This window comes from Streptomyces sp. NPDC047049 (assembly GCF_040643995.1).
In the GTDB taxonomy this organism is placed as follows: Bacteria; Actinomycetota; Actinomycetes; order Streptomycetales; family Streptomycetaceae; genus Streptomyces; species Streptomyces mooreae.
In genome coordinates, this window is sequence record NZ_JBEYVM010000020.1 from 134487 (window position 1) to 147941 (window position 13455).

Genomic DNA, 13455 nt, shown 5'->3' on the forward strand with positions numbered 1-13455 from the left:
GCCGCTCACCGGACCGGGCCCCGAGGCACGACACGAGGCATCACACCCACCGAAGGGAACCCCGTGAACAACGAGGTCATCATCACCTGCGCGCTCACCGGCGCCGGCGATACCGTCCACCGCTCCCCACACGTCCCCGTGACGCCCGAGCAGATCGCCGCGTCGGCCGTCGAGGCGGCCTCCGCGGGCGCCGCTGTGGTGCACATCCACGTACGCGACCCCGAGAGCGGCGCCCCGTCGCGCGACCCGCGGCTGTACGCCGAGGTGGTCGAGCGGATCAAGGAGACCGGCACCGACGTCGTCATCAACCTCACCGCGGGGATGGGCGGCGACCTGGTGATCGACCCCGACCGGCCGCTTAGGCAACTGCCCGGTACGGACCTGGTGAGCGGCCTGGAACGGCTGCCGCACGTCGAGGAACTGCTGCCCGACATCTGCACCCTGGACTGCGGCTCCCTCAACTTCGGGGACGGCTCCAACCTCTACGTCTCCACCCCCGACATGCTGCGGACGGGCGCCCGGCGCATCCAGGAGCTCGGGGTGCGGCCCGAGTTGGAGATCTTCGACACCGGTCAGCTGTGGTTCGCCAAGCAGTTGCTGGCCGAGGGGCTGCTGGACGACCCGACGGTCTTCCAGCTGTGCATGGGCATCCCGTGGGGCGCGCCGGCCGACCCGGGCGTCCTGCAGTCGATGGTGCACCTGCTGCCCGAGGGCGCTCAGTGGGCGAGCTTCGCGCTCGGCCGCATGCAGCTGCCGTGGGTCGCCCAGTCGATCCTCCTCGGCGGCCATGTGCGGGTCGGCCTGGAGGACAACCTCTACCTCAGCAAGGGCGTCAAGGCCACCAACGGCCAGCTCGTTGAACGCGCCGTCCGGATCACGGAGTTGCTGGGGGCCTCGGTCGCCGGCCCCGACCGGGCACGTGCCCTCCTGGGTCTGAAGCCGCGCGGCTGAGTCCTCGCCACCCGCCCGTCCCTCCACTTCCCAGGAGCCGCTGCCTCATGCCCGAGCCCACCTCTGCACCCACTGCCCCCTGCGCCCCCGAGGACGTACGCCGTATCGCCTGTATCGGCGCCGGAGTGATCGGCGGCGGCTGGGCCGCCCACTTCCTCGCCCGCGGCTACGACGTCACCGCCTGGGACCCGGCCGACGACGCCGGGGAAAAGCTCCGCCGCCTGGTCGCCGCCGCCTGGCCCGCGCTGGAACAAATAGGCCTGGCCGACGGGGCCTCGCCGGACCGGCTGACGCTCGCCCCCACCCTGGCCGAGGCGGTCGCCGACGCCGACTTCGTCCAGGAGAGCGCCCCCGAGAACCTGGAGTTGAAGCGCTCCCTGCTCGCCGAGCTCGCCGCCGCGACCCGCCCCGGCGTGGTCATCGCTTCCTCCACCTCCGGCTACCCGATGACCGAGATGCAGACGGCGGCCGAGGACGCCGGCCGCCTGGTCGTCGGCCACCCCTTCAACCCGCCGTACCTCATCCCGCTGGTCGAGGTCGTCGGCGGCGAGCGGACCGACCGGGCGGCCGTCGCCTGGGCATCGCGCTTCTACGACTTGGCGGGCAAGTCCGTGATCACCATGGACCGCGAGCTGCCCGGCTTCATCGCCAACCGCCTCCAGGAAGCCCTCTGGCGCGAGGCGCTGCACATGGTCGCGAACGGCGAGGCCTCGGTCGAGGACATCGACGCCTCGATCACCGAGGGCCCGGGGCTGCGCTGGGCGTTCATGGGCCCCTGTCTGACCTTCGCGCTGGCCGGCGGCGAGGGCGGGATGGCTCATATGCTCGACCACTTCGGCCCGTCCCTGAAGTCGCCGTGGACCCGGCTGGCGGCTCCCGAGCTGGACCGCGAGCTGCGCGACGCCATGGTCGACGGGTGCGCGGAGGCGGCGGGCGGCCGTACGTACGCGGACCTGGTCGCCGAACGCGACCAGGGCGTCATCGACGTCCTGCGCGCCACGGGCCGGCTGGGGAGCACCCGCCGGTGACCGGCGGCGCGGCGGGCGGCCTCCCCCTCTTCCACCAGACCGTCCGGGACGACTGGATCGACTACAACGGCCACCTCAGCGAGGCCTACTACGTCCTGGTCTTCGGCTTCGCCACCGACGCCCTGATGGACGCGGCCGGTCTCGACGCGGCCTACCGGGGCCGCACCGGCTGCTCCCTGTACACGGTCGAGGCGCACGTCCGCTATCTCCACGAGGTCGCCCGCGGCAGCGAACTCACCGTCCGCACCACCGTATTGGGCGTGGACGACAGGAAACTGCGCCTCCTCCACGAGATGTTCACCGGTGCGCCGTCCGGCCCCGCGGTGGCCACCGAGGAACTGTTCGCCCTGCACGTCGACCAGGCCGCCGGGGGCGCGGCGCCGCTGCCCGAGGCGAGCCGGGAGTACTTCGCGGGGCTCCTGGCGCCGCCGCCCCCGTGGGCGGGCACCGGGATCCGCGCGGTGCGGCCGCACCCGTAGCGACCGCGGGCACGGCCGGGGCGCCGCCGGGGTCCCGGCCGTGCTTCCCTCCAGGTGCCGCCACCGGGTGCCTCCGCCGGCCGGGCCCGCCGCGGCGTTCCGGTGCCATCCTGGAAGGAACGAGGATCTTCACCACTCACCGAGGGGAAGCCACCATGACCGCCACCAAGGGCCATCACATCGAGGTCAGGCAGGGCACCGACCACGTCCGCGTCACGGTCGGCGGCCGGCTGCTGGCCGACAGCCGCCGCCCGCTCCTCCTCCAGGAGACCGGCTACCCCGTGCGCTACTACCTCCCGCCCGAGGACGTCCGCACCGATCTGCTGACCCCGTCCGAGACGCACACCGTCTGCCCCTTCAAGGGCACCGCCTCCTACTGGTCGCTTCCCGACGGCCCTGCGGACCTCGCATGGGCCTACCCGGAACCGCATGCCGCGGTGGCGCAGATCAAGGATCACTTCTGCTTCTACGAGGTCGACACGGACTGAGCCGGGTACGGCAGCGGGCCCCTCCCGCGCCGCGGGCCCCCCGCACGGCGCACAATCGAAGGGTGAACGACGCGGAGCGACCCCACGACGACCCCGGCACCTCCCGCGAGCCCGGCGCCCCGCCGCCGTACGAGGGCGGCGACCCGGCCTGCTGGCTGGACCAGGTGTGCGACGCCTGCGGCCGGATCCGGGAGCGGCCCCGCAGCGCGGTCTGCGAACACTGCGGGGCCGGGCCGGACGCGGCGACGGCGGGGGCGGCGCCGAGCGGGGCGGGCTCGTCCACCGGCCGGCGGGCCCCCCGGCGGGATCGCGACGAGGAGGGCCGGGCCCGCAACGCCCGCCCGCGCGACGGCCTCGGCCGCCCGCTGCCGTACGGCTCCCCGGGTGTGGCACGGCAGCCGGAGGGGGTGTCGCGTACGCCCGCGCAGTCGCTGGCCGAGGCACAGCGGCTGCTCGACGACGGGATGCCGTTCCACGCCCATGAGGTGCTGGAGGACGCCTGGAAGGCGGCTCCGGAGGCGGAGCGGGAGCTGTGGCGGGGGCTCGCCCAGCTCGCGGTGGGCCTCACCCATGCGGCGCGGGGCAATGCCGTGGGCGGCACGGCGCTGCTCGACCGGGGTGCGGCGGCCATCGCGCCGTATGCGGACGCCGCCCCGTACGGGATCGATATCGCGGGACTGATGGCGTGGGCCGGGGAGCTGACCGGACGTCTGAGCGGCACCGGGGCGGCCGTACCGGCGGCACGAACGGCGCCCCGGCTGCGCGCCACCGGACACGACGCCGGGGACCACCCCACCGGCAGCGGGACCGGCGACCGCCCCGGCGCGGGCGGCTGACGCCGGGCTCCGCCGGGACGAGCGGAGCCGCGGCTGACGCCCCCTGGGCCTACGCCGCCCCTCCCCCCTGCCTGCGACGCCCGCGGGCCTGGCGCCACCGGCCGAGCAGCGCGCCCAGCCCGAGGGCCGCGACACCGGCGCCGCCCGCGCCCAGGACGAGGGTGGAGTTCCTGGGCGGGCCGCCGTGTGCTGCGGCCTTGGTGACCTCGGCGGCCACCGGGTGGAGCGGGGCGCCGCCGTCGTAGGCGGTGCGGACGGCGTGCAGGGTGCCCACCGGCTGGGTCTTTCCGGCGGTGTCGAAGCCCCAGTCCAGCAGCGAACCGGCTTCCTTGTAGACGGCGTTGGTCTCGTGCGACTGCGGATTCAGCACGGTGACCAGCAGGGTGCGGCCGTTCCGCCGGGCGGCGGCGATCAGGGTGTTGCCGGCCTTGCTGGTGTAGCCGTTCTTGACGCCGATGATGCCGGGGTAGCGGGACAGTCCGTGCGAGCCCACCAGCATCCGGTTGGTGTTCTCGATCGTGGTGGTGCCGCCGGCGCCGGGGAAGGCGGCGCGGGTGGTGGCGCAGTAGCGGGCGAAGTCGTCATTGGCGAGTCCGGCGCGGGCGAAGACGGTCAGGTCGTACGCCGAGGACACCTGGCCGGGCGCGTCATAGCCGTCCGGGGATTTGACGGTGGTGTCGCGCGCTCCGAGTTTGCCGGCGGTCTCCTGCATCTCCTGGGCGGTGGTCCGCCAGCCGCCGTTCATCGCGGCCAGCACGTGCACCGCATCGTTGCCCGAGCGCAGGAAGACGCCGCGCCACAGGTCGGCGACGGAGTAGCGGCGGCCCTCCTTGACGCCGACGACGCTGCTGCCGGTCCCGATGCCCGTCAGGTCCGCCGAGCTGACCCGGCGTACGGCACCGGCCGAGAACTTCGGCAGGACGGTGACCGCGAAGAGCGTCTTGAGGGTGCTGGCCGGGGGGAGCTTGCGGTGCGCGTTCTTCGCGGCCAGCACGCTGCCGGTGTCCGCGTCGGCCACCATCCAGGCCAGGGCGGACAGACCGCCGGGCAGCCTCGGGGTGCCGGGGGCGGCGACGCGCCGCACCCCGGCATCTGCCGCGGCGGGCTGACGGGACGTCGAGTCGTGTGCAGCGGCCGGTATGGACGTGAGCGACACAGCGGCGGCGGCGATCAGGGTCATCGCCGCTGCCTTCTTGGACACACGCGCGTCAATTGCCATGCGGTCACGCTAAGAAGCGGGGCCGCTGGCCGCAGCACAGTTGAGCCAGACGGACCACGCGGCGTGCCCGGCACCCGGCGTGTCGCAACTGCAACGGCTGCAAAGAAGGACCCGCCCGGTGCGACGGGGGATGCACACCGGGCGGGTCTCAGGAACCTTTCTACCTCATGAGCGAACGGTTATGCCTCAAAAACTTGTTCGTTCGCCGTTCAGAAGGCGACGGGGAGCGAAATCAGGCCACGCGACCGCAGGGACCGACGATGCCGCAAATCTCCACGCGGGACGTCCAGACGCAGCCCCGGAAAGCGGCCGAGGAGCGCTTCCAGCGCGATGGCCGCCTCCATACGGGCCAGTGGGGCGCCGAGGCAGTAGTGGATGCCGTGTCCCAGCGCGAGGTGCCCCGAGAGGTCCCGGCCGCGGTCGAAAGTGTCCGGATCCGCAAAGCGCGCCGGGTCGCGGTTCGCGGACGCTATCGACAGCAGCACGCTTTCCCCGGCCGCGATCCGTACGCCACCGATCTCCAGGTCCTCCTTGGGGAAGCGGCGGATCGACAGGGGGCCTGGCCCGTCGTGGCGAAGGAACTCCTCCACGGCGGCAGGGATTTCGGCCGGATTGCGCTGCAAGTGGCGGAGCTGGCCGGGGTGGTCGAGCAGGGTGAGCACGGCATTGCCGATGAGGTGGACGGTGTTCTCGTATCCGGCGAAGAGGATGAGGAAGGCGAGCGAGGTCAGTTCGTCCTCGGTCAGCCGCTCGCCACCCGCACCGTCCCCCTCACCACCGGTCCGGTCGTCGCGTACCGCGATCAGGTCCGAGAACAGATCGTCGCTCGGTTCCCTACGCTTGGCCGCGATCAGGCCGGTGAAGAACTCCAGCATCGCCCCGATCGCCTCCTTCATCAGCTCCGGCCGGCTCGGATCCGGCGTGAAGAGCGCGTTCGACCAGGCCAGGAAGTCGCGGCGGTCGCGGTGCGGGATGCCGAGCAGATCGTAGATCACAGTGATCGGCAGCGGACCCGCGTAATCGGTCATCAGATCCGCTCGGCCGCGTTCCGCCATCGCGTCCAGCAACTCGTCGGCGACCTGCCGTACGGGCGCCCTCAGCGCCTCGACCCGGCCCGGAGTGAAGGCCCTGGCCACCAAGCGGCGGATCCGCGTGTGGTCCGGTGGATCCATGTTCAGCAGATTGGCATCCAGCGCGGGCGGCAGAGAAAAGCCGCGGTAACCGCCGGGCGCGGCATGCTTCTTGTCCAGGGAGAGCCGCGGGTCCGCGAGGGCTCGGCGGACGTCGTCGTAGCGGGTGACGAGCCAGGCGGGGTGCCCGTCGGCGCCGGTGATCCGGTGCACCGGGCCGGCCTCACGCAGCGCGGCGTAGGCAGCGTACGGGTCGCCGTCGAGGAGCGGCGTCACGTCAATGGGGGCGTCGGGTCCGGTATCGGCGGTGTTCGGCATGATCCCGACCTTAGGCCCTTACCGCCCTGGGCCCTCCTGCAGGCCACGCGTCCACCCTCCCAACTCCCCACCTCCGAAGGCCTCCTGAGGGCGGCGGCACCGATCCGCCGGACCGGTGCCGCCCGGGTGGTTCGGGCGGCCCGGACCCCCGTACCGGGCCACCCCGTCTGTGAGTGCTTACTCAGCTGCGCGCCAGCGCGCTCCGCTGGCGCAGCTCGGTGAGCACGGTCTCGATCAACGGCGAGTGGTAGACGTCCGCGACCAGCGCCAAGTGCTCGTACTCCGCGGTGAGTTCGGCCGGGTCCGTGCCGCTGGAGACCACCACGCTGTCGGCCCCGTGGACGGGCACATGCCCCACCGCGCGGTTCTCCAGACCACGGCGGAGTGCGGCGGCCTCGGCGACGGCCGCCAGCTGCCGGTCGTCCAGGGCAACGGCGCGGGCGCGTTCCCGGGCGATGTCGAGGGCGTCGGACTCCACATGGCGGCGGATACCGCGCTGTACGTCCCGGATCTCGGCCATCTGGCGGTTGGCCCGCCACTCCAGATCCGCGAACGGCCAGCGTACGGCCCACGCCGAGGCCTCCATCGTGACCTCCGGGGAGCGGGCGGTGACGGTCCGCCAGAGCGGGGAGAGCCGGCGCAGCCGGCGCCAGGCGGCGACCCGGGGGCCGGCCGCCGGCAGTGCGAATCCGGCGAGGACCATGAGCGCCGCGACCGAGGCGCTGAGCGGGGCCACCCCGTTGGAGAGCCAGAGCGCCGGGTGGCCCGTCCAGGACAGGACGAAGCCGATGACCTTGCAGCCGCAGTAGCCCAGGCCGAGCCAGCAGCCCGCGGCCAGCAACCGCAGACCGCGGGCCAGATACGTCGTGCCGAGCCGGGCGGCGAGCCGCGGGCACAGCGTCCCCAGGGCCGCCGAGCTCATGCCGAAGATGGCCAGATACAGCACCAGGAACAGCATGACGCCGGGCGAGTCGGTGTAGGCGGTGCTGAAGTCGCGGGGGTGCTCGACCGCGTCCGGCCTGCCGACCGCGAACCCGGTGACCGCCACTGCCCACAGCGCGGCCACGGCCCCGACGGCGGCGCGCGCTCTGGTCCGCGCACGGGCCCGCGCGGCCGCGCCCTCGCCCGCCGTCCAGCGCAGCATCAGTACCAGCGCGCCCGCGGCGAACACCACGACGGAGGAGTAGAGGAAGACCATGGCGAGGTTGGCCACGCCGGCCAGCCGGTCGAAGGCCCGGTAGAGGCTGGGCGCGGAGAAGAGGAAGACCGTGGCCACACCCCCGGTCATCAGGCAGGCCAGCCCCAGGTCGGCATTGCTGCGGTCGCGGAACCAGGCCCGGGACTTGTACCCGACGATCGCCCACGCCGCCACGCCGAACGACAGATAGATGACGTCAAACACGCGGACCCCCGTCCCCCGTCGCCCCCGCACCGACACCGTCGCGGCCGGTGCCGCCGGACGGCGCTTCCTCCCGCCGTCTGAGGTGCTGCAACGCGGGCCCGAGCGCCGCCGCCAGCTCGGCCGCCTGCCCCTCCAGGGGCAGTTCGCGCTCGCCCGCGGACGGCGCCACCCGTTCCATCAGCAGCGTGCCGAGCACTTCGGTCTCCCGCTCGGCGAGGTTGTCGTAGCCGTGGTGCCGCGCGAAGCCCATGGTCAGCCCCATGCGCCGCATGGCGGTGGCCACATCGACCGAGGGCGTCCACAGCTTCAGCGCGTCCTCGGTGACCGCGGGGTCCTGACCGTGCCCCAGAAGCAGATGACTCAGTTCGTGCAGCACGATGTGGGCCTGGTGCCAGGGGGAGGTCTTCAGCTCGTAGAAGACCCAGTAGCCGTCATCGGTGACGGCCGTCATCCCCGAGACCACCCCGCCCAGACTCATCGGCACCAGGTGGACGGGGCGCGCCACCCGTGCGGCGACGATCTCGCACATCCCCCGTAGGTCGGTCGTGGCGGGCAGCGCCAGCTCCTTGATGAGCCGCTTGCACCGCCTGCGTATCTGCCCCACTCGCATGCTCGTCCCGTCCTCGTGTCCGGCCCGCTGCCAGGAAGCGAAAATCCGGCCGCGCTCAGCGGTCCGTGTCGGCTCACTCACCGTGCCGGTCACCGCCCTGCTCCGGCGGATCGGCCGGCAGGTTCATCTGCTGCCGGAACTGGGAGATGATCGTCGTCAGGCTGTCCTGCACCTCCGGCGGCAGCCCCACGGAGCGCAGCGCGATGGCGCGCACCCGCTGGTCGCGCATGGCGGCGAGGAAGCGGACCTCTTCCTCCACCCGCGCGGCCTGCGGCTGCGAGAGGTCCCCCAGCAGATAACCGACCGGTACGGCAAAGAACTTGGACAGCGCGCGCAGCAGCTCCGGGCTCGGGTTCGTCCGCCGGCCGTTGCGCAGCATCGACAGATACTGCTCGGTGACCTTGACGCCGCCGTACTCCTCGTCCCCGGCGCTGATCTCCTCGGCCACGAAGGCGTTGGTATACGGGGCCCCCGGCGGGTGCATATTCGCGAAGAGATGGCTCAGCCGCTCCGCGAGCGTGCTGCCCGCCTCGTCGGACCGGCCGTCGTCCCCCACGCTCATGCCCACCGTCCCCCATCGATCGGCCCCAACGAACAGTTAAGGCACCGTCACCGGCGTTCTCATCCTGGCACGGGGGGCACGGGGCGCACCAGTCCACTTACGGACAGTAGGGACCGCTCCGGCTTAACCAGGAGTTGAGCTGGATTTGAGGTTCGCCGCCGACCGGGGCCGGCCGGGCCGCCGCGCGGCTACTCCCGGCGGTGGTGAGTGCCCGGGGTGTATCCGTAGGCACGGCGGAAGACATCGATGAAGGCGCTGGTGGAGGACCAGCCGCAGCGGCGGGCGACGGCGGTGACGGATGTGCCGTCGGCGAGCATCTTCAGGGCGTGGTACAGCCGCAGTTGGGTGCGCCACTGGGGGAAGGTCATGCCGAGTTCGGAGCGGAAGAGGCGGCTGAGGGTGCGCTCCCCGGTGTGCGTGTGGGCGCCGAGCTCGGCGAGGGTGCGGGAATCGGCGGGGTCGTCGTGCAGAAGGGCGCAGACGGCGGCCAGCCGCGGATCGGCGGGGGACGGCAGATGTACGGGCTGCTGTGGCGAGGCGCGGAGCTGATCGAGGAGAACGGCGCGCAGGCGGCGGCGCTCCGGGCCGCTCCCGGCGGGGTCGCGGGTGTAGGCGAGGATCAGCTCGCGCAGGAGGGGGCTGACGGCCAGGACGGTGGGCGCGTCCAGGCGCAGGGGGTTGTCGCCGACGGGCAGGCCGAGGGTGTGCAGGTCGAGGTGGCCGTAGGCACGGTGGGCGTGGACGGTACCGGCGGGGACCCAGATGGCGCGGGTGCCGGGGGCGAACCAGGTGCCGGCGTCGGTGGTGACGGCGAGGACGCCGGAGCCCGCGTAGACGATCTGGTGGTTGTCATGGCGGTGGGCGTCGATGCGTTCACCGGCCGCCAGCGCCAGCGTGTGGGCCGGCGCGGCAGGGGTATGGCGGATATTCGACATACGTTGGCACTTTATCGGAAGCGGGACAGCCGGGGCGGCGGTGACGATCGGTGGGTGTCCACCAACCAGCCCCCAGGGCGCTCCACCACCTCCCTCAGGCTGCTGTCCCTGAGCCACGCCTGCGTCGACATCTACCAGGGCGCGGTGGCCGCGCTCGTACCGTTCTTCCTCTCCGAACGGGCCTACACCTACGCCGCGGCCTCCGGCATCGTCCTGGCCGCCTCCCTGCTCTCCTCGGTGGCGCAGCCGTTGTTCGGCGCACTGACCGACCGACGGGCGATGCCCTGGCTGCTGCCCGTGAGCGCCCTGACCGCGGGCGTCGGCGTCGCCCTCAGCGGCATCGGCGGGTCCTACGCGCTGACTTGGGCCGTCCTCGCCGTCTCCGGTGTCGGGGTGGCGGCCTACCACCCCGAGTCCGCCCGTATCGCCCGGATCGCGAGCCGCGGCAGCCACACCGCGATGGGCCTGTTCTCCCTCGGCGGCAACATCGGCTTCGCGACCGCGCCGCTGATGGTCTCCGCCGTGATCGCCACCGGCGGCCTGCACGCCTCCCCGCTCCTGGTTGTCCCGGCCCTGGCCGGCACCGCCCTGTGCGTGGCCGCGCTGCGGACCGTCGGCCTCCCCGCCCCGGGCAGGGCCGCCTCCGGTGCCGGAGTCCGTCCGGCGGGCAAGGATGACTGGCCGGCCTTCCTCATGATGTCCGGCGCCGTCGTGTGCCGCTCGATCGTCTTCGTCGGCCTGAGCGCCTTCCTCTCCCTGTACGCACGCCAGCGCACCGGAGGAGGGGAATTCGCGGGCACCGCAGCCCTGTTCGTGCTCTACCTCGGCGGCGCCATCGGCACCGTCGCCGGAGGCCGGCTCGCCACCCGCTACGGCCGTACCGCGGTGGTCCGCTGGTCCTACGCCCTGACCGTCCCCGCCGTCGCGGGCGTCGTTCTGGTCCCCGGCCCGCTCCTGTACCTGTTCACCGCCCTGACCTCGGCCGGCCTGTACGTACCCTTCTCCCTGCACGTCACCCTCGGCCAGGACTACCTCCCGCGGCACGTCGGCACCGCCGGCGGCGTCACCCTGGGCCTGACCGTCAGCGTCGGCGGCCTCGCCGGCCCGCTCATCGGCGCCGCCGCGGATGCCACCTCCCTGCAGACCGCCCTGACCCCGCTCATCGCCTTCCCCGCCCTGGGATGGCTGCTGCTGCGCACGCTGCACGAACCCGAGATGCCGGAAAACGCACCGGCGACCTCCCCCGGCACCGGCACCCAGGAGAGCACCACTTCCGTCTCCCGTTCGTGAGCCGGCTTTCCCTGTCCGCTGTCGCACCGGCCGAACGTACGGCTACGACCGCCGCTTGGTGTGCCTGACCCGGAAGGTCACCTTCCGCCGCAACGCCCGGGGAAAGCTACAGGAGCCCGCACAACTGAGCCGGGTCGCGGTCGCGCGCGGCGTGCGGAGCGAGAACCACACTGCGGCGATCACCACCAGGCAGCCGGCAAGCTGACAGGGAGACGGCGTCTCCCTGAGGATGAGCAGGCCGAACCCCATGGCCATGACCGGCTGCAGCAGCAACAAGCCGGCGGAAGTGTTCGGCGCGAGCCGGGGTGTACCGATACTGATCAACAGCCAGGCCGCCACCTGCCCCAGCAGAGCGAGCGCGGTGACCCAGCCCCACGAGGCCGGCGACATCGACAGGGTGATGCCAGTGGTGAACAGACCGGCCACCCCCGCGGTCACCGCAGCGGCCGCGGTGGAAATACAGACCGGCGTCACCACGTGCACGGGGCTGCGCTCACCTGACACCCGGTTGAGATACAGATAGGCGGCATAGGCAACACCGGCACCCACGCCCAGCAGCGTGCCGCGCACCGCGCTGCCTTCCGCCGCACCGCGCTGCAGAGCACCGCTGGCGAGAGTGATGCCACCCAACATCACGGGGATGGTGCACAGGAAACGACGAGACATCGCTGTTCCGCCGATGAGTCGCGCCAGCAGCGGGAATGCAATGACTTGTACGTTGATGAGCACCGTGGCGACCGCGGCCCCCACATCCAGGATGCTCATCGTCCACATGACGTAGTCAATGCCGAGGAAAATTCCCGCGAGCACCGCATACCCTTGAAGTCGCCGCGCCAGCCGCCCATTGCGCCGTAACTCCTGAAAAAACAGCGGCACCAGAATGCCCAGAGCAAGGGCGCAGCGCAGGAATGCCGCGGTGCCGGCGGTGACGTCGGCAAGCTTGACGAACATCGCCGAAGCGGACAAACATGCAGCTCCACAGATGACCAACCCCGCTGGGGCTGTTGAACTGCACCGGGGAGCCCGCTCAATGCCATCGGCAGTCGTCACGGGGAGAGTTGAGGTCGCATCCACACATCCACGATCCCAGCGTGAGCCGGATAACACTATTCAAGATTCATTAGGAAAAAGCATTAGCCTGGCTTACGTGATCACTTGGGAGAGGTTACGCGTCTTTGCGGCCGTCGCACGGTTCGGCTCCGTGGGTGAAGCAGCCGCCGCTCTGCACATCACAGGGCCCGCAGTGTCCCAGCATTTGCGGAAACTGGAGAAGGAGACCCAATGCCAACTCATCGAGCGGGACGGCCGCGGCATCCGACTGACCAGCGCCGGTCATATCCTCGCCGGCTCGGCACACACCATGGTGTCCACGCTCGCGGACGCCGAACGAGACCTTGCCAACCTGCACGGTCTCGTCGCCGGACCGCTGCGCATCGGCGGTGTCGCCAGCGTTCTGCGCACACTCGTCCCTGACGTGCTGCGCCGCCTTATCGAACGCCACCCGCGCCTCGAACCCTCGCTGTGCGACGGCGAAGCCGTCGGCATGATCCCGATGCTCCGAGCACACCAGCTCGACGCCGTCGTCACGGAGAGCTGGGAACACCGCCCGGCGTCCATGCCGCCCGGAGTACGCACCGCCTTCGTGATGCACGAAGAGGCCCAGTTGGCCGTTCCGGAGGGACACCCGCTTGCCGGCCGGGAGTTCGTGACGCTCGATGAACTCCACGGCGAGCTCTGGACAAGCTGCCCGGCAGGGAGCGACGCGCACGAAGCACTGCGGCAACTGCTGCGCGCACACGAGGTGGAAGCTGAGGTGCGCTTCTGCGTGTCCGACTACGCCACGCAACTCCACCTGGTCGCAGCTGGACTCGCGGTGACCTTGGTACCGGGCATGGTCCGTGCCTCCGCTCCCAGCAGCGTGCGCTTCGTTCCCTGCCGGCCGACCGTGTCCCGCAGTGTGCTGGTGGTCACTGGCACCGACGCCGAAACACCGCGCGTGCGGGCCTTTCTGGCAGAAATGAGCCGCGTCGCCCAACGGACCGAGCCAAGCTTCCCAGCGCCTGTTCCTCGGACCCTGCGCACGGCCCTCGCTGACGCCCCCCGGCCGGAGGGCTAGGTGTGCTGTCCCGGCACGTTGGTGACAGGCGACATGCGCCTTCGTGGTGCTTGAACGAGGTGAGGGCCTTCTGGCTCGGTGGGGATTGCGA

14 protein-coding genes are annotated in these 13455 nt (G+C 71.8%); 7 read left to right on the forward strand and 7 right to left on the reverse strand.

Annotated elements, in window-relative coordinates; genetic code table 11:
* Nucleotides 1-63: 63 nt before the first annotated feature.
* The 5 genes from ABZ851_RS31325 (at nt 64) to ABZ851_RS31345 (ending at nt 3782) form a co-directional block, all read left to right on the forward strand.
* Nucleotides 64-951 carry a 3-keto-5-aminohexanoate cleavage protein gene (locus ABZ851_RS31325; RefSeq protein ID WP_361134720.1) on the forward strand — a complete coding sequence of 296 codons (888 nt, stop codon included), beginning with the start codon at nt 64-66 and terminating at the stop codon, nt 949-951.
* Nucleotides 952-998: 47 nt separating this feature from the next.
* Complete coding sequence (locus ABZ851_RS31330) at nt 999-1979, forward strand: 3-hydroxyacyl-CoA dehydrogenase NAD-binding domain-containing protein (RefSeq protein WP_361134723.1); 981 nt, start codon at nt 999-1001, stop codon at nt 1977-1979.
* Nucleotides 1976-2458, forward strand: coding sequence for a thioesterase family protein (locus tag ABZ851_RS31335; RefSeq protein WP_361134726.1), 483 nt, complete (start codon nt 1976-1978; stop codon nt 2456-2458). The genes ABZ851_RS31330 and ABZ851_RS31335 overlap by 4 nt, the downstream gene beginning before the upstream one ends.
* 155 nt (nt 2459-2613) lie before the next feature.
* On the forward strand, nt 2614-2946 hold the full coding sequence (locus tag ABZ851_RS31340; RefSeq protein WP_361134729.1) for a DUF427 domain-containing protein: 333 nt from the start codon (nt 2614-2616) through the stop codon (nt 2944-2946).
* Between the two features lie 155 nt (nt 2947-3101).
* Entirely contained in the window at nt 3102-3782 is a 681-nt protein-coding gene (locus ABZ851_RS31345; RefSeq protein WP_361134772.1) for a DUF309 domain-containing protein, read from the forward strand.
* Between the two features lie 49 nt (nt 3783-3831).
* Here ABZ851_RS31345 and ABZ851_RS31350 read toward each other — a convergent pair whose 3' ends face one another.
* The 6 genes from ABZ851_RS31350 to ABZ851_RS31375 form a co-directional block, all read right to left on the reverse strand.
* A complete protein-coding gene (locus ABZ851_RS31350) occupies nt 3832-5001 on the reverse strand; it encodes a serine hydrolase (protein WP_361134732.1) in 1170 nt (389 codons plus the stop codon).
* 209 nt (nt 5002-5210) lie between these two features.
* Nucleotides 5211-6449, reverse strand: coding sequence for a cytochrome P450 (locus tag ABZ851_RS31355; RefSeq protein WP_361134735.1), 1239 nt, complete (start codon nt 6447-6449; stop codon nt 5211-5213).
* Nucleotides 6450-6630: 181 nt separating this feature from the next.
* Nucleotides 6631-7851 carry an MAB_1171c family putative transporter gene (locus ABZ851_RS31360; RefSeq protein WP_336051646.1) on the reverse strand — a complete coding sequence of 407 codons (1221 nt, stop codon included), beginning with the start codon at nt 7849-7851 and terminating at the stop codon, nt 6631-6633.
* The gene (locus tag ABZ851_RS31365; protein ID WP_311621892.1) at nt 7844-8455 is read right to left on the reverse strand and encodes a hypothetical protein; all 612 of its coding nucleotides are present in this window, start codon (nt 8453-8455) and stop codon (nt 7844-7846) included. Before ABZ851_RS31365 ends, ABZ851_RS31360 begins: the two co-directional genes overlap by 8 nt.
* 79 nt (nt 8456-8534) lie before the next feature.
* Nucleotides 8535-9023, reverse strand: a complete 489-nt coding sequence (locus tag ABZ851_RS31370; RefSeq protein WP_336051647.1) for a helix-turn-helix transcriptional regulator — start codon at nt 9021-9023, stop codon at nt 8535-8537.
* 188 nt (nt 9024-9211) lie between these two features.
* Nucleotides 9212-9958 (reverse strand): helix-turn-helix transcriptional regulator, encoded by a 747-nt coding sequence (locus tag ABZ851_RS31375; RefSeq protein ID WP_361134739.1) that lies wholly within the window; start codon nt 9956-9958, stop codon nt 9212-9214.
* Between the two features lie 54 nt (nt 9959-10012).
* On the opposite strand from ABZ851_RS31375, the gene ABZ851_RS31380 reads away from it, so the two are divergent.
* Complete coding sequence (locus ABZ851_RS31380; RefSeq protein WP_361134742.1) at nt 10013-11248, forward strand: MFS transporter; 1236 nt, start codon at nt 10013-10015, stop codon at nt 11246-11248.
* A 42-nt stretch (nt 11249-11290) separates the two neighbouring features.
* Here ABZ851_RS31380 and ABZ851_RS31385 read toward each other — a convergent pair whose 3' ends face one another.
* Complete coding sequence (locus tag ABZ851_RS31385) at nt 11291-12298, reverse strand: DMT family transporter (RefSeq protein WP_361134745.1); 1008 nt, start codon at nt 12296-12298, stop codon at nt 11291-11293.
* Here ABZ851_RS31385 and ABZ851_RS31390 point away from each other — a divergent pair.
* Nucleotides 12279-13364 (forward strand): LysR family transcriptional regulator, encoded by a 1086-nt coding sequence (locus ABZ851_RS31390; protein ID WP_361134748.1) that lies wholly within the window; start codon nt 12279-12281, stop codon nt 13362-13364. The genes ABZ851_RS31385 and ABZ851_RS31390 overlap by 20 nt on opposite strands.
* Nucleotides 13365-13455 lie beyond the last annotated feature (91 nt).

Bases quoted from the DNA above. Each gene is read 5' to 3' on its own strand.
- ABZ851_RS31330 (WP_361134723.1), top strand. From the start codon at position 999: ATGCCCGAGCCCACCTCTGCACCCACTGCCCCCTGCGCCCCCGAGGAC.
- ABZ851_RS31340 (WP_361134729.1), top strand. From the start codon at position 2,614: ATGACCGCCACCAAGGGCCATCACATCGAGGTCAGGCAGGGCACCGAC.
- ABZ851_RS31350 (WP_361134732.1), bottom strand. From the start codon at position 5,001: ATGGCAATTGACGCGCGTGTGTCCAAGAAGGCAGCGGCGATGACCCTG.
- ABZ851_RS31355 (WP_361134735.1), bottom strand. From the start codon at position 6,449: ATGCCGAACACCGCCGATACCGGACCCGACGCCCCCATTGACGTGACG.
- ABZ851_RS31370 (WP_336051647.1), bottom strand. From the start codon at position 9,023: ATGAGCGTGGGGGACGACGGCCGGTCCGACGAGGCGGGCAGCACGCTC.
- ABZ851_RS31375 (WP_361134739.1), bottom strand. From the start codon at position 9,958: ATGTCGAATATCCGCCATACCCCTGCCGCGCCGGCCCACACGCTGGCG.
- ABZ851_RS31390 (WP_361134748.1), top strand. From the start codon at position 12,279: ATGCCATCGGCAGTCGTCACGGGGAGAGTTGAGGTCGCATCCACACAT.